General features: G+C 68.0%; 22 protein-coding genes. 14 read left to right on the top strand and 8 right to left on the bottom strand.

Features of this window, described 5'->3' with window-relative positions:
- The first annotated feature begins 135 nt into the window (after nt 1-135).
- Genes DACI_RS28675 through DACI_RS28645 form a run of 7 tightly spaced genes read left to right on the top strand, consistent with a single transcriptional unit; the run spans nt 136 to nt 8,333 of the window.
- Nucleotides 136-1,731, top strand: a complete 1,596-nt coding sequence (locus tag DACI_RS28675; RefSeq protein WP_012207468.1) for an ABC transporter substrate-binding protein — start codon at nt 136-138, stop codon at nt 1,729-1,731.
- Between the two features lie 16 nt (nt 1,732-1,747).
- On the top strand, nt 1,748-2,725 hold the full coding sequence (locus tag DACI_RS28670) for an ABC transporter permease (protein WP_012207467.1): 978 nt from the start codon (nt 1,748-1,750) through the stop codon (nt 2,723-2,725).
- Between the two features lie 4 nt (nt 2,726-2,729).
- Nucleotides 2,730-3,638, top strand: a complete 909-nt coding sequence (locus tag DACI_RS28665) for an ABC transporter permease (RefSeq protein WP_012207466.1) — start codon at nt 2,730-2,732, stop codon at nt 3,636-3,638.
- Complete coding sequence (locus DACI_RS28660; protein ID WP_012207465.1) at nt 3,638-4,666, top strand: ABC transporter ATP-binding protein; 1,029 nt, start codon at nt 3,638-3,640, stop codon at nt 4,664-4,666. The genes DACI_RS28665 and DACI_RS28660 overlap by 1 nt, the downstream gene beginning before the upstream one ends.
- Nucleotides 4,663-5,685, top strand: a complete 1,023-nt coding sequence (locus tag DACI_RS28655; protein WP_012207464.1) for an ABC transporter ATP-binding protein — start codon at nt 4,663-4,665, stop codon at nt 5,683-5,685. Before DACI_RS28660 ends, DACI_RS28655 begins: the two co-directional genes overlap by 4 nt.
- A gap of 19 nt (nt 5,686-5,704) precedes the next feature.
- Entirely contained in the window at nt 5,705-7,369 is a 1,665-nt protein-coding gene (locus DACI_RS28650; protein ID WP_012207463.1) for an amidohydrolase, read from the top strand.
- 1 nt (nt 7,370) lies between these two features.
- Nucleotides 7,371-8,333, top strand: coding sequence for a CobW family GTP-binding protein (locus DACI_RS28645; protein ID WP_012207462.1), 963 nt, complete (start codon nt 7,371-7,373; stop codon nt 8,331-8,333).
- On the opposite strand, the gene DACI_RS28640 is transcribed toward DACI_RS28645, so the two are convergent.
- A complete protein-coding gene (locus DACI_RS28640; RefSeq protein WP_012207461.1) occupies nt 8,308-9,228 on the bottom strand; it encodes a LysR family transcriptional regulator in 921 nt (306 codons plus the stop codon). The genes DACI_RS28645 and DACI_RS28640 overlap by 26 nt on opposite strands.
- 166 nt (nt 9,229-9,394) lie before the next feature.
- On the opposite strand from DACI_RS28640, the gene hglS reads away from it, so the two are divergent.
- Entirely contained in the window at nt 9,395-10,810 is a 1,416-nt protein-coding gene (gene hglS, locus DACI_RS28635; RefSeq protein WP_012207460.1) for a 2-oxoadipate dioxygenase/decarboxylase HglS, read from the top strand.
- A 111-nt stretch (nt 10,811-10,921) separates the two neighbouring features.
- On the top strand, nt 10,922-12,199 hold the full coding sequence (locus tag DACI_RS28630) for an aminotransferase-like domain-containing protein (protein WP_012207459.1): 1,278 nt from the start codon (nt 10,922-10,924) through the stop codon (nt 12,197-12,199).
- Nucleotides 12,200-12,308: 109 nt separating this feature from the next.
- Here DACI_RS28630 and groL read toward each other — a convergent pair whose 3' ends face one another.
- The 3 genes from groL to DACI_RS28615 form a co-directional block, all read right to left on the bottom strand.
- Entirely contained in the window at nt 12,309-13,952 is a 1,644-nt protein-coding gene (groL, locus tag DACI_RS28625) for a chaperonin GroEL (protein WP_012207458.1), read from the bottom strand.
- A gap of 46 nt (nt 13,953-13,998) precedes the next feature.
- A complete protein-coding gene (locus DACI_RS28620; RefSeq protein ID WP_012207457.1) occupies nt 13,999-14,289 on the bottom strand; it encodes a co-chaperone GroES in 291 nt (96 codons plus the stop codon).
- A 185-nt stretch (nt 14,290-14,474) separates the two neighbouring features.
- Nucleotides 14,475-15,059, bottom strand: a complete 585-nt coding sequence (locus tag DACI_RS28615) for a TetR/AcrR family transcriptional regulator (protein ID WP_012207456.1) — start codon at nt 15,057-15,059, stop codon at nt 14,475-14,477.
- 85 nt (nt 15,060-15,144) lie between these two features.
- On the opposite strand from DACI_RS28615, the gene DACI_RS28610 reads away from it, so the two are divergent.
- Entirely contained in the window at nt 15,145-15,612 is a 468-nt protein-coding gene (locus tag DACI_RS28610) for a nuclear transport factor 2 family protein (RefSeq protein ID WP_012207455.1), read from the top strand.
- Nucleotides 15,613-15,683: 71 nt separating this feature from the next.
- Here DACI_RS28610 and DACI_RS28605 read toward each other — a convergent pair whose 3' ends face one another.
- Nucleotides 15,684-16,010: a DUF4148 domain-containing protein gene (locus DACI_RS28605; RefSeq protein ID WP_012207454.1), complete on the bottom strand. Its 327-nt coding sequence runs from the start codon at nt 16,008-16,010 to the stop codon at nt 15,684-15,686.
- A gap of 139 nt (nt 16,011-16,149) precedes the next feature.
- A complete protein-coding gene (locus tag DACI_RS28600) occupies nt 16,150-17,655 on the bottom strand; it encodes an efflux transporter outer membrane subunit (RefSeq protein ID WP_012207453.1) in 1,506 nt (501 codons plus the stop codon).
- 89 nt (nt 17,656-17,744) lie between these two features.
- Between DACI_RS28600 and DACI_RS28595 the strand changes: the two genes are divergently transcribed.
- The 4 genes from DACI_RS28595 to DACI_RS28580 all read left to right on the top strand — a co-directional run bounded on the left by DACI_RS28595 (nt 17,745) and on the right by DACI_RS28580 (nt 23,351).
- Entirely contained in the window at nt 17,745-18,362 is a 618-nt protein-coding gene (locus tag DACI_RS28595) for a TetR/AcrR family transcriptional regulator (protein WP_012207452.1), read from the top strand.
- 76 nt (nt 18,363-18,438) lie between these two features.
- Nucleotides 18,439-19,626 carry an efflux RND transporter periplasmic adaptor subunit gene (locus DACI_RS28590; protein ID WP_012207451.1) on the top strand — a complete coding sequence of 396 codons (1,188 nt, stop codon included), beginning with the start codon at nt 18,439-18,441 and terminating at the stop codon, nt 19,624-19,626.
- A complete protein-coding gene (locus DACI_RS28585; RefSeq protein ID WP_012207450.1) occupies nt 19,619-22,687 on the top strand; it encodes an efflux RND transporter permease subunit in 3,069 nt (1,022 codons plus the stop codon). Before DACI_RS28590 ends, DACI_RS28585 begins: the two co-directional genes overlap by 8 nt.
- Nucleotides 22,688-22,763: 76 nt before the next feature.
- Entirely contained in the window at nt 22,764-23,351 is a 588-nt protein-coding gene (locus DACI_RS28580) for a peroxiredoxin (protein WP_012207449.1), read from the top strand.
- 18 nt (nt 23,352-23,369) lie between these two features.
- Here DACI_RS28580 and DACI_RS28575 read toward each other — a convergent pair whose 3' ends face one another.
- A complete protein-coding gene (locus DACI_RS28575) occupies nt 23,370-23,744 on the bottom strand; it encodes a DUF779 domain-containing protein (protein ID WP_012207448.1) in 375 nt (124 codons plus the stop codon).
- A gap of 67 nt (nt 23,745-23,811) precedes the next feature.
- Nucleotides 23,812-25,335 (bottom strand): acetaldehyde dehydrogenase ExaC, encoded by a 1,524-nt coding sequence (gene exaC / locus DACI_RS28570; RefSeq protein ID WP_012207447.1) that lies wholly within the window; start codon nt 25,333-25,335, stop codon nt 23,812-23,814.
- Nucleotides 25,336-25,480: the final 145 nt, after the last annotated feature.

Genomic DNA, 25,480 nt, shown 5'->3' with positions numbered 1-25,480 from the left:
CGACGCGGGTAAACACCGGGCCTCTGGCTCCTACGTTTGGACGGCTGTGGCCCCCGCGGCCCGTGCCCTTGTTGCGTATTCTGGATTGAAGGCAGCGAGCCGCGCGGCCTGGCGATCCAACGAGGGAGACAGTCCATGCACACCATCACTTTCCGACGCCGCGCCCTGGCGGCCCTGGCCCTGGCCGGCGCGCTGGCGGGCCTGGCGGCCACGCCGCTGCAGGCCCAGGAGCCGCAGCGCGGCGGCACCCTGATCGTGGGCAGCACCCAGGTGCCACGGCACCTGAACGGCGCCGTGCAATCGGGCATTGCCACGGCCATGCCTTCCACCCAGCTGTTCGCCAGCCCGCTGCGCTTCGATGACCAGTGGAAGCCCCAGCCCTACCTGGCCGAGTCCTGGAAGCTGGCCGAGGACGGCAAGTCGCTGACCCTGAACCTGCGCAGGAATGCCGTGTTCCACGACGGCAAGCCCATCACCTCGGCCGACGTGGCCTTCTCCATCATGGCCATCAAGGCCAACCACCCGTTCCAGACCATGCTGGGGCCCGTGGAGAAGGTGGACACGCCCGACCCCTACACGGCCATCATCCGCATGAACGCGCCGCATCCGGCCATCCTGCTGGCCATGAGCCCGGCGCTGGCGCCCATACTGCCCAAGCACATCTATGGCGATGGTGCCGACCTCAAGACCCACGCGCGCAACAGCGCCGACGTGGTGGGCTCGGGGCCGTTCAAGCTGACCGAGTTCCGCGCGGGCCAGCGCATCGTGATGGAGCGCTTCGACAAGTTCTTCCTGCCCGGCCGGCCCTACCTGGACAAGCTGGTCTTCAACATCGTGCCCGACTCCTCCAGCCTGCTGCTGAGCCTGGAGCGCGGCGACGTGCAGATGGTGCCCTACCTGCAGGCCTCCATCGACCTGAAGCGCCTGTCCACCAATCCCCAGATCACGCTGACCGGCAAGGGCTTCGAGGGCATAGGCTCGATCAACTGGCTGGCCATCAACACCGACAGGAAGCCGCTGGACGATGTGCGCGTGCGCAAGGCCATTGCGCATGCCATCGACAAGAACTTCATCACCAAGGCGCTGATGGGCGGCTTCGCCACCGTGGCCGACGGCCCCATCGTGGCGGCCAGCCCCTTTGCCTCGGCCGACCTGGTGCGCTATCCGCTGGACCTCAAGAAGTCGGCGGCCCTGCTGGACGAGGCCGGCCTCAAGCCCGCCTCCAACGGAGAGCGCTTCAAGATCACCATCGACTACCTGCCCGGCACGGACGAGCAGCAAAAGAACGTGGCCGAGTACGTGCGCGCCCAGCTCAAGAAGGTCGGCATCGCGGTCGAGGTGCGGGCCTCGGCCGACTTCCCTGCCTGGGCCCGGCGCCTGGCCACGCACGACTTCGACCTGTCCATGGACATCGTCTTCAACTGGGGCGACCCGGTCATCGGCGTGCACCGCAGCTACCTGTCCACCAACATCAAGCCCGTGGTCTGGACCAACACCCAGTCCTACCGCAATCCCAAGGTGGACGAGCTGCTGAACACGGCCAGCAGCACGCTGGACACGGCCGAGCGCAAGAAGCTCTATGCGGCCTTCCAGAAGACCGTGACGGACGAGCTGCCGGTGATCTTCATCAACAACTCGCCCTACCACACGGCTGCGCGCAAGAACGTGGGCAACCTGCCGACCACGATCTGGGGGCCGGCCTCGCCCTACGACGAGATCTTTCTGAAGTAGTCGGGAGGTGCAGTCCATGGCTTTTCTTCGCACACTCCTCAAGCGGCTGCTGCAGGGCCTGGCGCTGGTGCTGGCCGTGGTGGTGCTGAACTTCATGCTGGTGCATGCGGCGCCCGGCGATCCCGTGGAGACCATTGCCGGCGCCAGCGGCGGCATGGAGCCCGAGCTCATGGCCGAGCTGCGCACACGCTACGGGCTGGACCGGCCGCTGCCCGTGCAGCTGGGCATCTACCTGGCGCGCGTGGCCAGTGGTGATCTGGGCTACTCCTACTTCTTCAACCTGCCGGTGGCGCAGATGATTGCCGAGCGCGTGCCCGCCACCTTGCTGCTGGTGCTGGCCGCCGTGCTCACGGCCTTCGTGGTGGGCACGCTGCTGGGCGTGCTGTCCTCGCGCCGGCCCAACGGCCTGCTGTCGCAGTGCATCACCGTGCTGTCCCTGGTGGGCTTTGCGGCGCCCGTGTTCTGGACCGGCATGCTGCTGGTGCTGGCCTTTGCCTCCTGGTGGCCCGTGCTGCCGGTGTCGGGCATGCGCTCGGCCGATGCCGCAGGCGGCGCAGGCCTTGCCGACCTGCTGGACGTGGCCCGGCACCTGGTGCTGCCCGCGCTGACACTGGCCCTGGTCTACCTGGCGCAGTACAGCCGGCTGTCACGCTCGTCCATGCTGGACGTGCTGGGCGCCGACTACATCCGCACGGCGCGCGCCAAGGGGCTGGCCGAGCATGTGGTGCTCTACCGCCATGCGCTGCGCAACGCGCTGCTGCCCGTGGTGACCATGCTGGGCCTGCAGTTCGGCAACGTCATGGCCGGCGCCATCATCGTAGAGACGGTCTTCAACTGGCCGGGCCTGGGCCGGCTGGCCTTCGACTCGGTGCTGCGGCGCGACTACCCGACCATCCTGGGCGTGCTGCTGTTCTCCTCCATCGTCGTGGTCGTGATGAATCTCGTCACCGACCTGTGCTACCGGCTGATCGATCCCCGCATCAAGGCGGCCTGAGACCATGAATGCCATCACACCACCTTCCGTGTCCGTGGCGAGCGTCGCGGCGCCTCAGGCCGCAGCCCATGCCGAGCACCCGGCGCGCGAAGCGCTGCGCATGTTCCTGCGCAACCCCTCGGCCATTGCCGGCATGGCCATGCTGCTCTTTGTGCTGCTGGTGGCCATCGCCGGCCCCTGGATCTGGCCTGCGGACCCGTTCGAGATCCGCACCATGCCGCTGAGCCCGCCGTTCAGCGAGGAGGCCTGGCTGGGCAGCGACCAGTTGGGGCGCGACGTGCTCACGGGCATCATCCACGGCGGCCGCGCCACGCTGATGGTGGGCGCCTTCGCGGCTTTGCTGTCGGTGTGCATCGGCGTGACGCTGGGGGCGATGGCGGGCTACTACGGCGGCCGCGTCGATGCCCTGCTGATGCGCGTGACCGAGTTCTTCCAGGTGCTGCCCGCACTGCTGTTCGCCATGGTGGTGGTCACGCTGTTCTCGCCCTCGCTGGTGACGGTCACGCTGGCCATCGGCAGCGTGAGCTGGCCGGCCACGGCGCGGCTCACGCGGGCCGAGTTCATGCGCATCCGCCAGCTTGAATTCGTGCGCGCGGAGAGCGCCATCGGCGCGCGCCACGGCCGCATCATCTGGAAGGTGATCCTGCCCAATGCGCTGCCGCCGCTGGTGGTGTCGGCCACGCTGGCCGTGGGCGCCGCCATCCTGTTCGAAGCCGGCCTGTCCTTCCTGGGCCTGGGTGACCCCAACCAGATGAGCTGGGGCCTGATGATCGGGTCGGCCCGCCAGTACCTGCTGTCGTGCTGGTGGGCCGTGGCCTTTCCCGGTGCCGCCATCTTCGTCACCGTGCTGGCCGTCAGCCTGATCGGCGACGGCCTCAACGATGCACTCAACCCCAAGCTGAGGGAGCGCTGATGGACACCGACACCCTCCTGTTGCAAGTGAGCGGCCTGCGCGTGGCCTTCCAGGGCCGGCGCGGCCAGGCCACGGTGCTCAACGGCGTGGATTTCGATCTGCGCGCGGGCGAGACCCTGTGCGTGGTCGGCGAATCCGGCTGCGGCAAGAGCATGACGGCGCTGGCGCTGCTGCGCCTCATTCCCTCGCCTCCGGGCCGCATCACGGGCGGGCAGGTGCGCTTCCAGGGCGAGGACCTGGTGGCCGCCGGCGAGGCCCATATGCGCCAGGTGCGCGGCAACCGCATCTCCATGATCTTCCAGGAGCCGATGACCTCGCTGAACCCGGTGCTCACCGTGGGCGAGCAGATCGCCGAGCCGCTGCGCCTGCACGCCGGCCTGGATGCGGGCGCCGCGCGCCAACGCGCCGTGGAAATGCTCCGGCAGGTCGGCATCCCCGCGCCCGAGCGGCGCGTGCACGAGTACCCGCACCAGCTGTCGGGCGGCATGCGCCAGCGCGTGATGATCGCCATGGCCCTGGCCTGCCGGCCCGACATCCTGATCGCCGACGAGCCCACCACGGCGCTGGACGTGACCGTGCAGGCGCAGATCTTCGACCTGCTGCGCGAGCTGCAGCGCGACAAGGGCACGGCCATCGTGCTGATCACGCACGACATGGGGGCCGTGGCCGAGATGGCCGACCGCGTCATGGTCATGTATGCGGGCCGCGTGATCGAGCAGGGCCGCTGCGAGCAGGTGCTGTCGGCGCCCGCCCACCCCTACACGCGCGGCCTGATCGCCTGCCTGCCGGAGCTGGGCAGCAGCCAGGCAGGCGGGCGCACCGAGCTGCCGGAAATCCCGGGCGTCGTGCCCTCGATCTGGGAGCTGGGCAGCGGCTGCGCCTTTCGTGCGCGCTGCCGCGAGGCCCAGCCGCGCTGCGCCAGCGAGGCACCACCGCTGGTCGCGCTGGATGATCCATCCCACGGCGTGGCCTGCTGGCTGCACGCTCCCGCTACCCGCATCCGCGCCCACACGGAGGCCCTGGCATGAACGCACGCATGGACGATACCCTCTTGCAGGTGGACGATCTCCAGGTCCACTTTCCGCGCCCGGGCAAGGGCCTGTTCGGCAGGCCCGAGGTGGTCAAGGCCGTGGACGGCGTGTCCTTCAGCCTGCGGCGCGGCAGCACGCTGGCCGTGGTGGGCGAGTCGGGCTCGGGCAAGACGACCACGGCGCTGGCCGTGATGCGCCTGGCGCCCGTGACGGCGGGCCGCATGCAGCTGGGCGATACCGACCTGGGTGGCCTGTCGGGCGAGGCCCTGCGCCAGGCAAGGCGGCGCATGCAGATCGTGTTCCAGGACCCGTTTTCCTCGCTGAATCCGCGACAGCGCGCGGGCGATGCGGTGCGCGCTCCGCTGGACCTGATGGACGTGGGCACGCCGGCCGAGCGCGAGGCGCGCGTGGCCGAGCTGTTCACCCAGGTCGGCCTGCGGCCCGAGCAGCGCCAGCTGTTCCCGCACCAGTTCTCGGGCGGCCAGCGCCAGCGCATCAACATCGCGCGCGCCCTGGCCACGCGGCCCGAACTCGTGGTCTGCGACGAACCCGTGTCGGCGCTGGACATCGCCATCCGCGCCCAGATCCTCAACCTGCTGGCGCGGCTGCAGCGCGAGCTGGGCCTGAGCTACCTGTTCATCTCGCACGACATGGCCGTGGTCGAGCACATCTGCGACGACATCGCCGTCATGTACCTGGGCCAGATCGTGGAGCGCGCACCGCGCCAGGCCTTCTTCGCGCGGCCGCTGCATCCCTACAGCGTGGCCCTGATGTCGGCCGTGCCCACGGTGCGCGGCGGGCGCGAGCGCGCGGCGCGGCGCATCCGGCTGGCCGGCGATCCGCCCAGTCCCATCGACCCGCCTGCGGGCTGCCGCTTCGCCGGGCGCTGCCCCGTGGCCGTGCCTGCGTGCTCGGCCGAGGAACCCCCGCTGCGCGAAGTCGCCCCCGGCCACTGGGTGCGATGTATCCGCGTGGACCACATCGATGGCGTGCCGCGCGCGCCGCTGGCCCTGTGAACCCGGAGCACCCGCCACCATGAGCATCACCGTCTACGCCGCCCGCAAGATCATCACCATGAACCCCATGCAGCCCGAGGCCACGCACGTGGCCGTGCGCGACGGGCGCATCCTCGCGGTCGGGGACCTCGCGCGCTGCACGGCCTGGGGCGAATGCCGCATCGACGAGCGCTTTGCCGACCAGGTGCTGCTGCCCGGCCTGGTGGAGGGCCACTGCCACCTCAAGGAAGGCAGCATGTGGGATTGGACATACACGGGCTGGTTCGATCGGCGCGACCCCGATGGCAAGACCTGGCCCGGCCTGCGCTCCATGGATGCCGTGGTGGACCGCCTGGCCGAGGTGGCGTCGCGCATGGATGCGCAGGGCCTGCCGCCCGGGCAGCCGCTGATCGCCTGGGGGTTCGATCCCATCTACTTTGGCGGCGAGCGCATGACGGTGGAGCACCTGGACCGCGCCGCAGGAGGCCGTCCCATCGTGATCTCGCACGCCAACGGCCACCTGATGAACGTCAACAGCGCCATGCTGCGCCTGGCCGAGATCACGCGCGACAACGAGGTCGAGGGCGTGGTGCGCTTTGCGCCCGGCCACGCCCTGGCGGGCGAGCCCACGGGCGAGCTGCAGGAGCCGGCCGCCATGTTCCTGGTGCTGCGCAAGATCGGCAACGCCGGGCTGCTGGCGCCCATGACCGAGGCCGGTGTGCGCTCCTTCGCCCGCCTGGCCTGCCGCCAGGGCGTGACCACGGCCACCGACCTGGTCAACAGGCTGGGCGAGCAGGACTGCCGCGTGCTGGAGGCCGCGCTGGCCGACGACCAGGTGCCCATCCGCATCCTGCCCGCCTTCCAGGCGTTTCACGGCACGCATGGCGCCGAGGCCGGCGCCGGGCATGTGCGCACGCTCATGGCGCGCAACACCGACCGGCTGCGCTACGGCCTGGTCAAGATGATGCTGGACGGCTCCATCCAGGGCTTTTCGGCGCGCCTGCGCTGGCCCGGTCACTACAACGGCGCGCCCAACGGCATCTGGGTCACGGCGCCCGCGCAGTACGAGGCCGATTTCGAGACCTACCACCGTGCGGGCCTGCTCATCCATACGCACACCAATGGCGACGAGGCCAGCGAAGCCGCCATCGACGCCATAGGCCGCGTGCTGGCCCGCGCGCCCCGGCCCGACCACCGCCACACGCTGCAGCATGGCCAGATGATCGATGCGCCGCTGTTTCGCCGCATGGCGGCGCTGGGCCTGTGCGCCAACCTGTTCGCCAACCACCTCTGGTACTGGGGCGACCAGCACTACGAGATGACCATGGGGCCGGACCGGGCCATGCGGCTCGATGCCTGCGCCAGCGCGCTGGCCGCCGGCGTGCCGCTGGCCATCCACTCGGATGCGCCCGTCACGCCGCTGGGGCCGCTGTTCACCGCCTGGTGCGCGGTCCACCGGATCACGCCCAAGGGCCGCGTGCTGGGCGCGGCCGAGCGCCTGACCGTGGCCCAGGCCCTGCATGCCGTCACGCTGGGCGCGGCCTGGACACTGAAGCTGGACCACGAGATCGGCAGCATCGAATGCGGCAAGCGCGCCGACTTCTGCGTGCTGGAGGACGATCCGCTGTCCCTGGACCCCATGGTGCTCAAGGACCTCCGGGTCTGGGGCACGGTGCTGTCGGGGCGCGTCTTCAAGGCGGCATGACATGGGGCAGCGGTTGCCGTTCACGGTCATCGGCGGCTTCCTGGGCGCCGGCAAGACCACGCTGCTCAACCACTGGCTGCGCCATGCGGATGGCCAGCGGCTGGCCGTGCTGGTCAACGACTTCGGCGCGCTCAACATCGATGCAGGCCTGATCAAGGCCCACAGCGGCGACACCATCGCGCTGACCAATGGCTGCGTGTGCTGCCAGATCGGCGATGACCTGTCCATGGCCCTGATCGGCGTGCTGCAGCAGCGCGAGCGCTTCGACGCCGTGGTGGTCGAGGCCAGCGGCGTCTCCGACCCCTGGCGCATCGCCCAATTGGGCCTGGCCGATCCCGCACTGGCGCTGGACGGCGTCATCGTGGTCGTCGATGCCGCTGCCCTGCCCGGGCAGGCGGCCGATCCGCTGCTGGCCGACACGCTGCAGCGCCAGGTGGCCAGGGCCGACCTGGTCATCGTCAACAAGACCGATCTGGCCGATACCCGGACCCTGGAGCGCGTGCACGGCTGGATAGCCCGCCACGCGCCAGCCGCGCAACGCTGCGATGTGCGCGAAGCCCGGGTGCCCGTGGAACTGCTCAGCGGCGCAGCCCTGATGCGTGGCGTGCGGGAGGTCTCATGGGGTACTGGCACTGCGCGCCCCATGCATGGCCGGCAGTTCGAGACCTGGTCCTGCCAGCCGCCCGGGGGGCTGTGCGAGACGGCCCTGCAGGCGTGGCTGCAGGCCATGCCGGCTGGCGTGCTGCGGCTCAAGGGCGTGGTGCAGACCGGGGCGGGCCAGTGGAGCGAGCTTCAGTTTGCCGGGCGCAGCGGCCGGCTGCGTGCCGCATCAGCGCCCGCGCCCGCGCAGCAGCAGGTGCCCGCCATCGTGGCCATCGGCCTGGCCGGGCAGTTGCCGGTGGCGGCGCTGCAGGCGCTGGTGGCAGGCGCTGCGGGCGTCAGGGCTGCGGGCCGTCCCGCATGAAATCCTGGGCTGCCTGCTGCAGCCACTCGCGCAGGCTTTGCAGCGGCGGGTAGTTGCCGCGGCTCGTGGGCCAGGCCAGGTAGTAGCGCTCGGCGCTTTCCATCTCGGGCAGATGGGGCAGGGCACGCACCAGGTCGCCCTGGGCGAGTTCGCGCTCGATCAGAAAGCGTGGCAGCAAGGCCACGCCCACGCCGGCGATGGCGGCCTGGGCGGCGGTGGCGAACTGGTCGAACAGCATGCCCTGGCCCTCGGCCATGGGCGCATGGTGCACGGACAGCCAGCGCTGCCAGGCATCGGGGCGCGAGGCCAGGTGCAGCAGCGGCGCCTGCAGCAGGTCCTGGGGCTGGGCAAAGCCATGCTGGGCCAGCAGGGCGGGGCTGCAGGCAGGCACCACGGTCTCGCTCATCAGAAAGGCCAGCTCGGCGCCCGGCCAGTGCGGCAGGCCGAAATGGATGGCGGCGTCCACGGCTTCGAGCTGGAAGTCGAACTGGGACAGCCGCGTCGTCAGGTTGATGGTGATGCCCGGGTGGGCACTGAAGAACTGCGGCAGGCGCGGCGCCAGCCAGCGCGTGCCGAAGGTGGGCAGGATGGCCAGGTTGAGGCTGCCGCCGCGCGGGTTGGCCCTAAAGCCCAGCGTGGCGGTGGAGATGCGCATCAGCGCGCCGCGTATCTCCTGGGCATAGGCCTGGCCGGCCGGACTGAGCCGCACGGTCTGGCGCTCGCGCACAAAGAGCTCCGCCTCCAGCCGCTCCTCCAGCGCTCGGATCTGGCGGCTGACGGCGCTTTGCGTCAGGTGCAGCTCGGCCGCAGCTGCCGTGAAGCTCTGGTGCCGGGCTGCCGCCTCGAAGGCGCACAGCAGGGACATGGGGGGCAGGAAACGGCGGGACAGCAGCATGGCAGAGGGCGGTGGGGCAATCGTGGGAGGGGCATTCTGTTTGGGAATGACCTATGGGCCTGATTATCGTTTGACCAGGCTCAAGGCGCAGACCTAGCATGCGTGCCAGGAATCCACTCTGCCGCAGGGCTGCCCTGTGGCTCCAACTTCAGTCCCCACGAGCACCATGTCCTCTACGCCTGCCCACACCTTCGTGCCCTCCGACGAGATCCGCGCACGGTTTTCCAGCGCCATGTCCGAGATGTACCGCGATGAAGTGCCCCAGTACGGCACGCTGATCGAACTCGTGGCCGACATCAACCAGCGCACGCTGCAGGCCGAGCCCGCGCTGCTGGCCCGTATGCAGCGCAGTGGCGAGCTGGCCCGCCTGGGCGTGGAGCGCCACGGTGCCATCCGCGTGGGCACGGCGGCCGAGCTGTCCATGCTGCGCCGCCTGTTCGCCATCATGGGCATGGAGCCCGTGGGCTACTACGACCTGTCGGTGGCCGGCGTGCCCGTGCACTCCACGGCCTTCCGCCCCGTGGGCGATGCGGCGCTGCTGGCCAACCCTTTCCGCGTCTTCACCTCGCTGCTGCGCCTGGACCTGATTGCCGACGAGGCGCTGCGCGCCCAGGCCGCCGCCATCCTGGCGCGCCGCAACATCTTCACCGAACGCGCGCTGGCGCTGATCGCCCAGTCCGAGGCCAACGGCGGCCTCACCGATGCCGAGGCCGATGAATTCGTCGGCGAGGCGCTGGAGACCTTCCGCTGGCACAGCGAGTCCACCGTGGACGGCACCACCTACGACGCGCTGCACAAGGCCCACCGCCTGATCGCCGACGTGGTCTGCTTCAAGGGCCCGCACATCAACCACCTGACGCCGCGCACCCTGGACATCGATGCCGCCCAGGCCGCCATGCCCGAGCGCGGCATGGACGCCAAGGACGTGGTCGAAGGCCCGCCGCGCCGCGACTGCCCCATCCTGCTGCGCCAGACCAGCTTCAAGGCGCTCAAGGAGACCGTGCGTTTTGCGGGCGATGCCACGGGCGCGGGCTCGCACACGGCGCGCTTCGGCGAGATCGAGCAGCGCGGCGTGGCGCTCACGCGCAAGGGCCGCGCGCTCTACGACCAGCTGCTGGCCCAGGTGCGCGACATGGGCAGCGCAGGCAGTGCCGCGCTCGACTACGGCAGCCGCCTGGCCCAGGTCTTCGAGGCTTTCCCCGACACCCATGAGCAGCTGCGCCGGCAAGACCTGGCCTTCTACCGCTTCACGTTGAGCGACGAGGGAGCCGCCCTGGCCGCAGGCGAGGCCGCAGCGGCCGCCGCCTCGGACCTGGACGCCCTGATCGCCCGCGGCCTGGCCCAGGCCGAGCCCATCGTCTACGAGGACTTCCTGCCCGTGAGCGCGGCCGGCATCTTCCAGTCCAACCTGGGCGGCGAAGAGCAAAAGCAGTACGCGGCCCATGCGGCCCAGCAGGCCTTCGAGGCCGACCTGGGTGCCCGCGTGCATGACGAGATCGCGCTGTACGAGCAGGCGCAGCAGCGATCCATCGACCAGCTGCGCAGCGCGCTGCGCGGCCAGGCCACCAAGGTCGCCGCATAAGCGCCGACCCGGGCTGAGCCCGCCACCGTTGATCCCCTTCCCCGGGGCGCATGCACAGGCGCCAGGCCTGCGCGTGCGCCCCTTTGTTTTTGCCATTTGCCGGAGGCCTTCATGAGCACCGCAGACCAGGGCGCGTCGTCGCCCACCGCCCATCTGTTCAACCCGCTGTTCGCACAGCCCGAAGGCTCGCCGATCCGCGAGCTGTTTCCCTACCTGAGCCGTCCCGGCATGCTCTCGCTGGCCGGAGGCTATCCATCGCCCAGCCTGTTCGATGCCGAAGGTTTGCAGCAGGCCGCCATGGCCGCGCTGCAGCAGGATGCCGCCACCAGCCTGCAGTACGGCGCCAGCGAAGGCCAGCTTGCGCTGCGCGAAGCCCTGGCCGCGCTGTGCGCCACGCGCGGCATTGCCTGCACGCCGGCCGACATGATCGTGACCACGGGCTCGCAGCAGGCCTTCGATCTGCTGGTCAAGGTGCTGGTCGAGCCCGGCGATCCGGTGCTGGTCGAAGTGCCCGCCTACCCGGCCACGCTGCAGACCCTGAAGCTGGCCCAGGCACAGGTCGTTGCCGTGCCCACGGACGAGCAGGGCCTGGACACCGAGGCCCTGGCCCGCCTGCTGGCGCAGTGGCCCCATGCGCGCGCCCCCAAGATGCTCTACACCGTGCCCAACTTCTCCAACCCGGGCGGCACCCTGCTGCCCGCGGCGCGGCGCACGGCCCTGGTGGAGCTGGCGCGCCAGCATGGCTTTGTCATCGTCGAGGACGATCCCTATGGCGAGCTGCGCTTTGCCGGCCAGCGCGAACCGTCGATCTACGAAACGGGCCTGGCGCTGTGCGGCGCCCAGGCCAATCCCGTGGTCTACCTGTCCAGCCTGTCCAAGACCGTGGCGCCTGCGCTGCGCATCGGCTGGATGCTGGCCGACGCCCAATTGCTGCGCCGCTGCACCATCGCCAAGCAGACGGCCGATCTGTGCACCTCGCCGCTGGCGCAGATGATCGCCGCGCACTATCTGCGCTCGGGCCGCTATGCGCCCCAGCTGGCCCAGGCCTGCGCCGAGTACGCGGCGCGCATGGATGCGCTGTGCTCCGGCATGCAGTCGGCGCTGGGCGATCAGATCCGCTTCGTGCGGCCTGCGGGGGGCATGTTCGTCTGGGCCCGGCTGCTGCCGCCGCAGCGGCTTGCGGGCGATTCCCAGGCCCTGGCCCGTGCGCTGTTCACGGCAGCGGTGGAGCAGGGCGTGCTCTATGTGCCGGGCAAGGCCTTCTTCCCGGCCGATGCGGCAGACAAGGCCGGCCTGTGCATGCGCCTGTCGTATGCGGCGCCCACCGTGCCCCAGATCACCGAGGCCGTGGCACGCCTGGGCCGGGCCTGGGGCCAGGCCGTGTCCTGAAAGACATAGGCAAGAGCGTTCATGCAATGACAAAGGCCGCCCGAGGGCGGCCTTTGTCTTGCTGGGCAAACCGGGCATGGCGCAAGGCCTGCCCGGTTGCGGCGGGCAATTACATGCCCATGCCGCCCATGCCACCCATGCCGCCCATGTCGGGCATGGCAGGGCCGCCTTCAGCCTTGGGAGACTCGGCGATCATGGCTTCGGTCGTCAGCAGCAGCGATGCCACGGAAGCGGCGTTCTGCAGGGCCGTACGCGTCACCTTGGTCGGGTCCAGGATACCCATTTCCAGCATGTCGCCGTAGGTGTCGTTGGCAGCGTTGAAGCCGTAGTTGCCCGAGCCGTTCAGCACGGCGTTGACCACCACCGAGGGCTCGCCACCGGCGTTGGCCACGATTTCGCGCAGGGGCGCTTCGATGGCCTTCATGATCAGCTTGATGCCGGCGTCCTGCTCGGCATCGCCGGTCTTCAGGTCGCCCACGGCTTGCTTGGCACGCAGCAGAGCCACGCCACCGCCGGCCACGATGCCTTCTTCCACAGCAGCGCGGGTAGCGTGCAGGGCGTCTTCAACGCGGGCCTTCTTTTCCTTCATTTCGACTTCGGTGGCAGCGCCAACCTTGATCACGGCAACGCCGCCAGCCAGCTTGGCCACGCGCTCTTGCAGCTTTTCGCGGTCGTAGTCGCTGGTGGCTTCTTCGATCTGGATGCGGATCTGCTTGACGCGGGCTTCGATTTCAGCAGCTTGGCCAGCACCGTCGATGATGGTGGTGTTTTCCTTGCCGATTTCGATGCGCACTGCCTGGCCCAGGTCTTCCAGGGTCACCTTGTCCAGCGCCAGGCCCACTTCTTCAGCGATGACCTTGCCGCCCGTCAGGATGGCGATGTCTTCCAGCATGGCCTTGCGGCGGTCGCCGAAGCCAGGAGCCTTGACAGCCACAACCTTCAGGATGCCGCGGATGGTGTTGACCACCAGCGTTGCCAGGGCTTCGCCTTCGACGTCTTCTGCAATGATCAGCAGGGGACGGCCGGCCTTTGCCACGGCTTCCAGCGTGGGCAGCAGGTCACGGATGTTGCTGATCTTCTTGTCGAACAGCAGCACGAAGGGGTTGTCCAGCAGGGCAACCTGCTTTTCAGGGTTGTTGATGAAGTAGGGCGACAGGTAGCCGCGGTCGAACTGCATGCCCTCGACGACGTCGAGTTCGTTGGCCAGCGACTTGCCTTCTTCAACGGTGATCACGCCTTCCTTGCCGACCTTGTCCATGGCTTCGGCAATGATGCTGCCCACGGATTCGTCGGAGTTGGCGGAGATCGAGCCGACCTGGGCGATTTCCTTGGAGGTGGTGGTGGCCTTGGATTGCTTCTTCAGCTCTTCCACCAGGGCGGCGACAGCCTTGTCGATGCCGCGCTTGAGGTCCATGGGGTTCAGGCCGGCGGCCACGTACTTGGCGCCTTCGCGGACGATGGCCTGTGCCAGCACGGTGGCGGTGGTCGTGCCGTCACCGGCGATGTCGTTGGTCTTGGAGGCCACTTCCTTCACGAGCTGGGCGCCCATGTTCTGCAGCTTGTCCTTGAGTTCGATTTCCTTGGCGACCGAGACACCGTCCTTGGTCACGGTGGGGGCGCCGAAGGAGCGCTCCAGCACCACGTTGCGGCCCTTGGGGCCCAGGGTGACCTTGACCGCGTTGGCCAGGATGTTCACGCCTTCAACCATGCGGGCGCGTGCTTCGCCGCCGAAAACTACGTCTTTTGCTGCCATTTCAATTCTCCGGATTCAGTTGGAAAGTGCGGTTTCGAAGCGCGGATTACTTTTCGACGACTGCGAACAGGTCGTCTTCCTTCATCACCAGCAGTTCGTCGCCATGGACCTTGACGGTCTGGCCGCTGTACTTGCCGAACAGAACGCGGTCGCCGACCTTCACGTTCAGAGCGATCACTTCGCCCTTGTCGTTCTTCTTGCCGGGGCCCACTGCCAGCACTTCGCCCTGGTCGGGCTTCTCGGCGGCATTCTCGGGGATCACGATGCCCGAAGCCGTCTTGGTTTCGTTCTCGAGGCGCTTCACGATCACGCGATCGTGCAGGGGACGCAGGTTCATACCAACTCCTAAATCATCAACAAAGTTGAAACAAAGACTTGCCGGCCCGGCGGGCCGGCATTCGAAGCAATGTGGGACAGAGGACTGTTAGCACTCATGCCCAACGAGTGCTAATAATAAGGCAATTCGGCCAGGATTCAAGGGGTAGGGTCGATGTGCCGCAAGACGGCACACCCGCAGCGGCACTAGCGCAAGGGCAGGGGCCGATCCACAACCCCCTCGGCCGCTGACTTGAAGTTCTCCATGACTTCATCGATCGGCTGGCCCATCTGCGCATGGACGATGGCGCCGTCCGCCACCAGGGTGAGCGCAGCGCCCACGGACACGGGATGGCCACCGAACAGGCGATCCAGCACGGACGACATTTCCTGCTTGTGCCGCCGGACCGTCGCCAGGATCTCAGGGTCGGACGAGCCCAGTTCGGCGGCGGCGTTGAGAAAGGCGCAGCCCCGAAAGTCGGGCTGGCCGAACCAGCTCCTGAGGGTGGTTGCGAGGGCCTCCAACGCTGGCGAGCCCGCGTCATTCGCCTGCGCCAGGCTGGCCTGGAACCAGGAAATCCACCGTTCATGGCGGTAGTCGAGGTACGCCCGGATCAGGTCGTCCTTGCTGGCGTACTGGCGGTAGAAGGTGACTTTGCTGACCGACGACCGCTCGATGATCCGGTCCACACCCGTGGCCCGGATGCCCTCTGCGTAGAAGAGGCCATGGGCGGCCACCAGGATGCGCTCGCGGGGAGGCAATGACTCGAAGGATGGCTGGGAAGTTTTCATGAAGACATTGTAGACAGATCGTTCCACCTCCGTTAGAGTGGCGCATGTAGACAGATCGTTCTACGTCTTTTAAAAAGGTCACATCATGGAAACTCGCCCACCCCTGCCCCCCTTCTCGCTCGCAAGCGCCGTCCAAAAGGTCCGTCTGGCCGAGGATGGATGGAACACACGCGATGCGGCCAAGGTCGCGATGGCCTATACCCCCGACACGAAATGGCGCAACCGGGCGGAGTTCGCCAACAGCCGCGCCGAGGCCCAGGCCCTTCTTGAGAGGAAGTGGAAGAAGGAACTTGACTACCGGCTGATCAAGGAGCTTTGGCTGTACGGAGAAAACCGGATCGCGGTCCGCTATGCCTATGAGTGGCACGACGATGCCGGGAACTGGTTCCGGTCGTACGGCAACGAGAACTGGGAGTTCGAGGCCGACGGTCTCATGCGCCGGCGCTTCGCATGCATCAACGACATGCCCATCCAGGAGTCGGAGCGCAAGTTCCACTGGCCGCTGGGGCGTCGCCCCGATGACCACCCCGGTCTGTCCGACCTGGGCCTGTAGGCAAAGCCCCGGGCCACGTCCCCAGGCAGCCAGCCGCTGCAGCGATGGCCTGGGCGGGAAGGCGCTCCGCCTTACCGACTCAGCGCCTTGCGGACCTCCGCCTGGAACGCCTCGCTGTTGCGAAGGCGCAGGTACTCCTGGTATGCGGCCCGATATTCCGGCGTTTCGACTCCGTAGGAGATCGATATCTCCGCATGGCGGTCCAATCCGGCGCGGCGCCAGAGTGCGAGATCGGCGATGACTTCGGCGCGGGAAAGCGCTGCGTCCGATGTGGCTGCCGAGGCGTTTTGCGGCTGCGAATGGGCTGCGAAGCAGGTCGAGAAGGCGATGGCCGCAAGCGCCGGCTTCAGGATGCGTGCGGCTGCAGCAACGGTGGGGGAGGGGGTTGTGTTTGACATGGTTTGACAGATGGAGTGGGTGGAGCCGGGCCATGGCTTCGGCCGCCTGCTTGGGCAGGTCGCCTGGGCCGCATGTCCCGCAGGGGTGTTCGGTTTCTTTGCTGTGTGGAAAGGGGGCTCCTTTCGGGAAGTGGCAGGTTCAGGGGGCAACGCTGGCGGGAAGACCGTGGCTGGCGGCCGCCAACGCCCTGGAAGGCAGGGGCTCCGGCGTCCAGCCGCCGCCAAGTGCCTTGAAGATCGCGACCGTCGATCGCGCCGACTCCGTCCGTGCCAGCGCCTGTGCATCGAGCACGCCCAGCAGGCTTTCATCCGCCTGCAGTACCTCGATCAGGCTGACCACGCCCTTGTCGTAGGCGGCGCCTGCGGCCTGCCGGGCCCGCGTGAGCGCATCCGCGCCCCTGGCGAGCACGGTCATCAGCTCCTGCCGCTTGTCCAGCGAGACCAGGGCGTTCTCCACTTCTTCCGTGGCGCGCAGTACCGACTGCCGGTAGGCGGCAAGGCTTTCCGCCTCCTGTGCCTGCGCCTGGTGGATCTGGGCGTTGATGCGACCGAAGTCGAACAGCCGCCAGCGCAGGCCGCCCACAACGCTTGCCTGCGACGCGCCGGCGCTGAAGAGATTGCCTGCGGAGATGGAGGTGGCGCTGCCGATCAGGCCGCTGATCGACAGCTTCGGGTAGTACTCGGCGATCGCCACGCCGATGCGTGCGTTCGACGCTGCCAGGCGTCGCTCCGCCGCGATGAGGTCCGGGCGTCGCCGCAGCAGATCGCCGGGCGCCTCCGCCAGGGAAAGGGTTGGCAATACGGGGACGGGGCGGGGATCGGCCAGTTCGGCCCGGTGCGTGCCGGGTGCCGTGGCCAGCATCACGTCCATGGCGTTGAGGGCGGCCTCGAGCGCATTTTCCAGCGGCGGGACGGTGGCTTGTGCCCGTGCGAGCGCTCCCTCGACCTGGCGCAGCTGAAGCTCGGGTGACAGTCCTTTGCCAAACCGCAGTTCGACGATGGAGCGCAGTTGCTGCTGGGCTTGCACTTGCGAGCGTGCCACTGCCAGCCGCGCCTGCAGGCCGCGAATCTGGATATAGGTGTCCGCAGTCTGTGCGGCCACCGCGAGCCGCACGGCAGTGGCGCCGGCTTCCGATGCCTGGTACTCGGCCAGGGAGGCCTGCCGGGCCCTGCGCAGGCCGCCGAAGAGATCAAGCTCCCAACTGGCTCCGAGGTTGGCCTCCTGGGCGCTGCCGTAGCGATCGAACCCCGGCATGGAGTCGAGCACCCGGCCTAGCGGAGTCTCGACCGACTGATAGCTCCTGGCCGTTTGCGCCGAGATCTGGGCCGACGGCAGCAGGGCGGCTGCCGCCGCATCCAGCCCGGCGCGTGCCTGAAGCACGCGGCCAGCGGCCTGGGCAACATCCAGGTTTTGCTGCAGTGCCGCCGTGACGAGGCGCGCCATCTGCGGATCGCCAAAGGCTGCCCACCAGGCTGCAAGGTCCGTGGAGGAGGCCGGCGAGGGCGGCTTGGTCTCACCCAGAACGCGGCTGCCCATGTAGGCCTGGGGCAGGGCCGGGGCGGGCGGCTGGTAGTCAGGGCCTACCGCACACCCTGCACAGAGGCTGGCGAGCATCAGAAAGACGGGGGCGGCAAGACGCGGCATGTTCAACAGTCAGAAGCGCGGTGACGTTGTGACTATATTCCAAAATGGTCACTTGCATAGTATTTTTTTGATGGAGTAAGCTAGGCCGCATGAGCACCACCAACGTCTATCCGACCTCTGCGCGCGGCCCGGTCGAACACGATGTCCGGCAACAGATCGTGACTGCGGCGAAAGAGCATTTCAGCCGCTACGGCTACGAGAAAACCACGGTGTCCGACCTTGCCAAGGCCATCGGCTTTTCCAAGGCCTACATCTACAAGTTCTTCGAGTCCAAGCAGGTCATCGGCGAGATGATCTGTTCCAACTGCCTGATGGAGATGGAGGCGGAGATCCGCCAGGCCGTCGCCAGCACGGATGCGCCTCCCGAGCAGCTGCGGCGCCTGTTCAAGGCGATCGTCGCTGTCACGCTGCGGCTTTTCTCCGAAGACCGCAAGCTGTACGAGATCGCCATTTCCGCGTCGGCCGAGCGCTGGCAGGCAGCGCAGGCCTATGAGGAACGCATGCATCAGCTGCTGCTGCAGATACTCGATGCCGGGCGCCAGCGGGGCGACTTCGAGCGCAAGACGCCACTGGATGAAACCGGGCGCGCCATCTTCCTGGTCATGCTCCCCTACCTGAACCCGGTGATGCTGCAGCACAGCCTCGACCATGCGGACGAGGCGCCCGCACAACTGGCCGGATTGGTGCTGAGAAGCCTGTCGCCCTAAAATCCGCAGTTGTGACCGTTGACATAAATGGTCACTAATCACAGAATCGGGTCCTGCTCATTGATCGGGACCCCTCATGCTTCGGCACTGCCATCTGTCCATCGCCGCTGTCGGCGCACTGTCACTTGCACTCGCTGCCTGCGGCAAAAGCCCGCCGCCGGATCCGCGCACTCAGCCACCCCTCGTTCGTACCACCCTGGTAGCGCCAGGCAATGCTCCCGAGCGCGTCTTCACCGGCACCATCGCGGCCAGGGTGCAGGGCGATCTTGGATTTCGCGTGGCCGGCAAGGTGCTGGAGCGCCTGGTGGATACAGGCCAGACGGTCAGGCGGGGCCAGGCATTGCTGCGCCTCGACCCGGTGGACCTGAAGCTGGCCGCCAATGCCCAGCAGGAGGCCGTCGCAGCCGCCAGGGCACGTGCGCAGCAGGCCAGCGACGAGGAGCAGCGCTACCGTGACCTGCAGGGAACGGGTGCCGTTTCGGCATTGGCCCATGAACAGATCAAGGCGGCCGCGGATTCCGCCCGCGCCCAGCTCAGGGCGGCCGAAGCGCAGGCCGCCGCAGCGCTGAACGCCAGCCGCTACGCCGAACTGCTGGCCGATGCCGATGGCATCGTGATGGAAACACTTGCCGAGCCTGGCCAGGTCGTCAGTGCCGGCCAGGTGGTCGTGCGCCTCGCCCATGCCGGCAGGCGCGAAGCGGTCGTCCAGTTGCCCGAAACACTGCGCCCGGCGCTGGGCTCGGCGGCCCAGGCCCGCCTGTTCGGCAGGGAGGATGTGGTCATCCCCGCCAGACTGCGCCAGCTGTCCGATGTGGCCGACCGGGCCACCCGCACCTTTGAGGCCCGCTATGTGCTGGACGCCGGCGCGGCGGCCAGCGCCCCGCTGGGCAGCACGGTCACGCTCAGGATTGGCGGGACAGCGACAGCGACAGCAACAGCGACATCTACATCTACATCTACATCTACAGCGACAGCGGGCAAGGCAACCCTGCAGGTCCCCATCGGCGCCATCCTCGACGAGGGCAAGGGCGCCGCTGTCTGGGTGGTGCAGGGCGATCAGGTCAGGCGCCAGCCCGTCACCGTGGTTCAGGTGCAGGACGGCAATGCCCAGGTGGTGGGTGCGCTCGGCCTGGGGGAGCGGATCGTCGCGCTCGGCGCGCATTTGCTGAGCGAGGGCGCGCAGGTGCGACTGGAAAGCGAGGCGCCTTCAACGGCAACAACGTCCACGGCGTCCTCCGTGTCCACGGGAGCGTCCCGTGAGTGAAGGCCGTTTCAACCTGTCGGCGCTTGCCGTCCGTGAGCGCTCCATCACGCTGTTCCTGATCCTGCTGATTTCGCTGACGGGTGTCTTTGCCTTCCTGAAGCTGGGCCGGGCGGAAGATCCGGCCTTCACCGTCAAGGTCATGACCATCATCACGGCCTGGCCTGGCGCCACCCCGCAGGAAATGCAGGACCAGGTGGCAGAGAAGCTGGAAAAGCGCCTGCAGGAGCTGCGCTGGTATGACCGCACCGAAACCTTCGTCAGGCCGGGGCTGGCCTTCACCACGCTGACCCTGCTCGACTCCACGCCCCCAGGCGAGGTGCAGGAGGAGTTCTACCAGGCCCGCAAGAAGCTCGGTGACGAGGCCCGCAACCTGCCGGCGGGCGTGATCGGCCCGATGGTGAACGACGAGTACGCCGACGTGACCTTTGCGATCTACGCCCTCAAGGCGCGCGGCGAAGAGCCCCGGGCGCTGGTGCGCGATGCCGAAGCCTTGCGCCAGCGTCTTTTGCATGTGCCGGGCGTCAAGAAGGTCAACATCGTCGGCGAGCAATCCGAGCGGATCTACGTGGAGTTCTCGCACGAGCGCCTGGCCACGCTGGGCATCAGTCCGCAGGACGTCTTCGCGGCATTGAACAACCAGAACGCACTCACGCCTGCCGGGTCGGTGGAGACCCAGGGACCGCAGGTGTTCATCCGCATCGACGGGGCGTTCGACGCGCTGCAGAAGATCCGCGACACGCCCATCGTGGCCCAGGGCCGCACGGTCAGGCTGTCCGACATCGCCACCGTCCAGCGCGGCTACGAAGATCCCTCGACCTTCATCATCCGCAACGGCGCGGAGCCGGCCTTGCTGCTGGGCGTCGTCATGCGCGACGGCTGGAACGGGCTGGACCTGGGCAAGGCGCTGGACCGGGAGGTGGGCGCCATCAACGCAGACATGCCGCTGGGCATGGGCCTGAGCAAGGTGACGGACCAGGCCGTGAACATCAGCGCCTCCGTCGATGAGTTCATGCTCAAGTTCCTGGCCGCGCTGCTGGTCGTGCTGGTGGTGTGCTTCGCCAGCATGGGCTGGCGCGTTGGCGTGGTGGTGGCTGCGGCCGTGCCGCTGACGCTGGCGGCCGTGTTCATCATCATGGCCGCCACGGGAAAGAATTTCGACCGCATCACGCTCGGCTCGCTGATCCTTGCGCTGGGCCTGCTGGTGGACGACGCCATCATCGCCATCGAGATGATGGTGGTGAAGATGGAAGAGGGCTACGACCGCGTGGCCGCGTCCGCCTACGCCTGGAGCCATACCGCGGCACCCATGCTGTCCGGAACGCTGGTGACGGCGGTGGGCTTCATGCCCAACGGGTTCGCCCGCTCCGCTGCAGGCGAGTACACCAGCAACATGTTCTGGATCGTCGGCATCGCGCTCATCGCGTCCTGGGTGGTGGCCGTGGTGTTCACGCCCTATCTGGGCGTGAAGATGCTGCCCCCTCTCAAGAAGGTCGAAGGCGGACATGCGGCGATGTATGGCACGCCCCGCTACGAGCGCCTGCGGCGCGTGCTGGGCAAGGTGATCGCCCGCAAGGGCATGGTGGCGGCAGTCGTGGGCGGGCTCATGGTGGCTTCCGTGCTGGGCATGTCCATCGTGAAGAAGCAGTTCTTCCCCATCTCCGACCGGCCCGAGGTGATGGTCGAGGTGCAGATGCCCTACGGCACCTCCATTGGCCAGACGAGCGAGACCACCCGCAAGGTGGAAGCCTGGCTGCTGCAGCAGCCCGAATCGGAGATCGTGACCGCCTATATCGGCCAGGGCGCACCGCGCTTTTTTCTGGCCATCTCGCCTGAGCTGCCCGACCCGTCGTTCGCCAAGATCGTCGTGCGCACCGCCAACCAGGCGCAGCGCGACGCGCTCAAGCTCAGGCTGCGCGAGGCCATCGCCCAGGGACTGGCTCCGCAGGCGCAGGTGCGCGCATCGCAGATCGTGTTCGGGCCGTACTCCCCGTTCCCCGTGGCGTATCGCGTCTCCGGCCCCGACCCGCAGCGGCTGCGCGACATTGCCGGCCAGGTGCACCAGGTGCTGCACGACAGCCCGATGATGCGGACCGTGAACTCCGACTGGGGCGTGCGCACCCCCGTCATGCGCTTCACCCTGGACCAGGACCGGCTGCAGGCCATGGGCCTGACCTCCGCGGCGGTCGCGCAGCAGTTGCAGTTCCTGCTCAGCGGCGTGCCCGTGACCACCGTGCGCGAGGACATCCGCACCGTGCAGGTGATGGCGCGTTCTGCGGGCGGCACCCGCCACGATGTGGCCAGGGTCGGCGACTTCACGCTCACCAACGCCACTGGCCAGCGCATACCGCTGTCGCAGCTGGGAGAGGTCACCGTGCAGATGGAGGAGCCCGTCATGCGCCGCCGCGACCGCATGCCCACCATCACGGTCCGCGGAGACATCGATGACAGCCTGCAGCCGCCCGATGTCTCGGCGGCCATCACCCGGCAGCTGGAGCCCATCAGGAAGGCGTTGCCTGCGGGCTACCGCATCGACGAGGCCGGCTCCATCGAGGAATCCGGCAAGGCCATGACGGCCATGCTGCCCCTGTTCCCGATCATGATCGCCATCACGCTGATCATCATCATCTTGCAGGTGCGGTCGATATCGGCCATGGTCATGGTGTTCCTGACCAGCCCCCTGGGATTGATCGGCGTGGTGCCGACGCTCATCGTCTTTCAGCAGCCCTTCGGCATCAATGCACTGGTGGGGCTGATCGCGCTGTCGGGCATCCTGATGCGCAACACGCTGATCCTGATCGGGCAGATCCAGCACAACGAGCAGGAGGGGCTTGCGCCGTTCCAGGCGGTGGTGGAGGCCACTGTCCAGCGCGCCCGGCCCGTGATCCTGACCGCGCTGGCGGCGATCCTGGCCTTCATCCCGCTGACCCAATCGGTGTTCTGGGGAACGCTGGCCTATACGCTGATCGGCGGCACGCTCGCCGGCACGGTGCTGACGCTGGTCTTCCTGCCCGCCATGTACTCGATCTGGTTCAGGATCAGGCCCGGCGAAGCACGGCGCTGATGCACGGCACACGCGCCCAGGGCTTTGGCCGATTGGCCACAATGGGGCATCCCGTTCCAGGCTCAGGAGGCCATGCATGTCCGATATCCGCTGCGGCGATTCCATCCACCCACGCGCATCCCTGGGCCGCCGCTGCGCGCGCGCCGCCGCTCCCCTGCTGGCGGCGCTGCTGCTGTCGCCGCTGGCCCAGGCCGCGCTCAAGGTGGGCGACAGCGCGCCGCGTTTCACCACGCCGGCTGCGGTGGCGGGCAAGGCCTTCGATTTCGACATGGCCGCCACGCTCAGGAAGGGGCCGGTGGTGCTGTATTTCTTCCCCAAGGCCTTCACCCAGGGCTGCACCATGGAAGCCCACGCCTTTGCCGAGGCCACGCCGCGTTTCGCGGCCATGGGCGCCACGGTGGTGGGCATGTCGCATGACGACATCGATACGCTCAAGCGCTTTTCCACTGAGGCCTGCCGCGACCAGTTCGCCGTGGCATCGGACCCGCAGGCGCAGACCATCCGCGCCTACGACGCCTCGGCCGCCGCCGATCCCCAGCGCGCCGACCGCATCTCCTACGTGATCGGCCAGGACGGCAAGGTCCGCTTCGTGCACATCGGCTCGGACCCGGACGAGCATGTGCGCCAGACCGAGGCCGCGGTCAAGCGGCTGACCGGAAAGTAGCCCGCCGCGCGGCCCCTGTCAGGGTCCGTTGCCCTCGCTGGCCAGGATCTCGGCGTATTCCTCGTCCGTGAACAGCCTGGAGCGTGTGTGGAAGGCCTTGCCCGTGCTGCCCTCCAGCGAGAAGGTGCCGCCCTGGCCCTCGATCACGTCCAGGATGAGCTGGGTGTGCTTCCAGTATTCGTACTGGGACTTGCCAATGTAGAAGGGCGCGCCGCCCACCTGGCCCAGCAGCACGTCCTGGGCGCCTATCGTCAGCTCGCCGGGCAGGTAGCAGTTGGCGGCGCTGTTGTCGCAGCAGCCGCCGGACTGGTGGAAGAACACCGGCCCGTGCTGCGCCTGCAGGTCGGCGATCAGCGCCAGCGCGGCGTCGGTGGCAATCACTTTGTCAACCATGGGTTGGTCCTTTCCTGGGCGGCCGGCCGCGCTGCGCGCCGCCGGCCGCATTCACCTGGGAAGAACTTCAGAAGAAGCCCAGCTTGTTCTCGCTGTAGCTGACCAGCAGGTTCTTGGTCTGCTGGTAGTGGTCCAGCATCATCTTGTGGGTCTCGCGGCCGATGCCCGATTCCTTGTAGCCGCCGAAGGCCGCGTGCGCCGGGTAGGCGTGGTAGCAGTTGGTCCACACGCGCCCGGCCTTGATGGCCCGGCCCATGCGGTAGGCCACGTTGCCGTTGCGGCTCCACACGCCGGCGCCCAGGCCGTAGAGCGTGTCGTTGGCAATGGCCAGGGCCTCGGCCTCGTCCTTGAAGGTGGTCACGGCCAGCACGGGGCCGAAGATTTCCTCCTGGAAGATGCGCATCTTGTTGTGGCCCTTGAACAGCGTGGGCTGCACGTAGTAGCCGCCTTCCAGGTCGCCGCCCAGATGGGCCTGGCCGCCGCCGGCCAGCACCTCGGCGCCCTCCTGCTTGCCCAGGTCCAGGTACGACAGGATCTTGGTGAGCTGCTCCTTGGACGCCTGTGCGCCCATCATGCTGTCGGTGTCCAGCGGGTTGGCATGCCGGATGGCGGCCACGCGCTGGAGCACGCGCTCCATGAAGCGGTCGTAGATGCTTTCGTGGATCAGCGCGCGGCTGGGGCAGGTGCAGACCTCGCCCTGGTTGAAGGCGAACAGCACCAGCCCTTCGACGGCCTTGTCGAGGAAGGCATCGTCCTTGTCCATCACATCGGCGAAGAAGATGTTGGGCGACTTGCCGCCCAGCTCCAGCGTGGCCGGGATCAGGTTGTTGGCGGCGGCCTGGGCGATCACGCGGCCCGTGGAGGTCGAGCCCGTGAAGGCGATCTTGGCGATGCGCTTGCTGGTGGCCAGCGGCATGCCGGCCTCTCGGCCGAAGCCGTTGACGATGTTGAGCACGCCGGGCGGCAGCAGGTCGGCAATGAGCTCGGCCAGGATCAGGATGCTGATGGGCGTGGACTCGGCCGGCTTGAGCACCACGCAGTTGCCTGCGCCCAGCGCGGGCGCCAGCTTCCAGGCCGCCATGAGGATGGGGAAGTTCCAGGGAATGATCTGGCCCACCACGCCCAGCGGCTCCTGGATGTGATAGGCCACCGTGGTCTCGTCGATATGGCTGAGCGCGCCTTCCTGGGCGCGCACGCAGCCCGCGAAATAGCGGAAATGGTCCACGGTCAGCGGGATGTCGGCATTCAGCGTCTCGCGGATGGCCTTGCCGTTGTCCACGGTCTCGGCATAGGCGAGCAGCTCCAGGTTGGCCTCGATGCGGTCGGCGATCTTCAGCAGGACGTTCGCACGCTCGGCCGCGCTGGTGCGGCCCCAGGCGTCGCTGGCGGCATGGGCGGCGTCCAGCGCCAGTTCGATGTCCTCGGCCGTGGAGCGCGCGGCGCGGGTGTAGACCTTGCCGCTGATGGGGGTGACCACGTCGAAGTACTGCTCCTTGACCGGAGGTACGAACCTGCCGCCGATGAAGTTGTCGTAGCGGGCCTTGTAGGCGATCTTGGCGCCAGCGGCGCCGGGTGCTGCGTAGACGGTCATGCTGCTTGTCTCCTGAGGATGCTTATGGGTCTGTTGTGATCGGGTGTGGATCGGCATATCCGGCCATGGCCGGACGGCAGACATGATTCAAAAGCCGTGCCAGCCTGCAGGCCGCAGGGCAGGTGCCCGCAAAGGCACGCGGGAC

This window comes from Delftia acidovorans SPH-1 (assembly GCF_000018665.1).
GTDB lineage: Bacteria > Pseudomonadota > Gammaproteobacteria > Burkholderiales > Burkholderiaceae_C > Comamonas > Comamonas acidovorans.
This window is presented reverse-complemented; position numbering and strand designations above follow the sequence as displayed.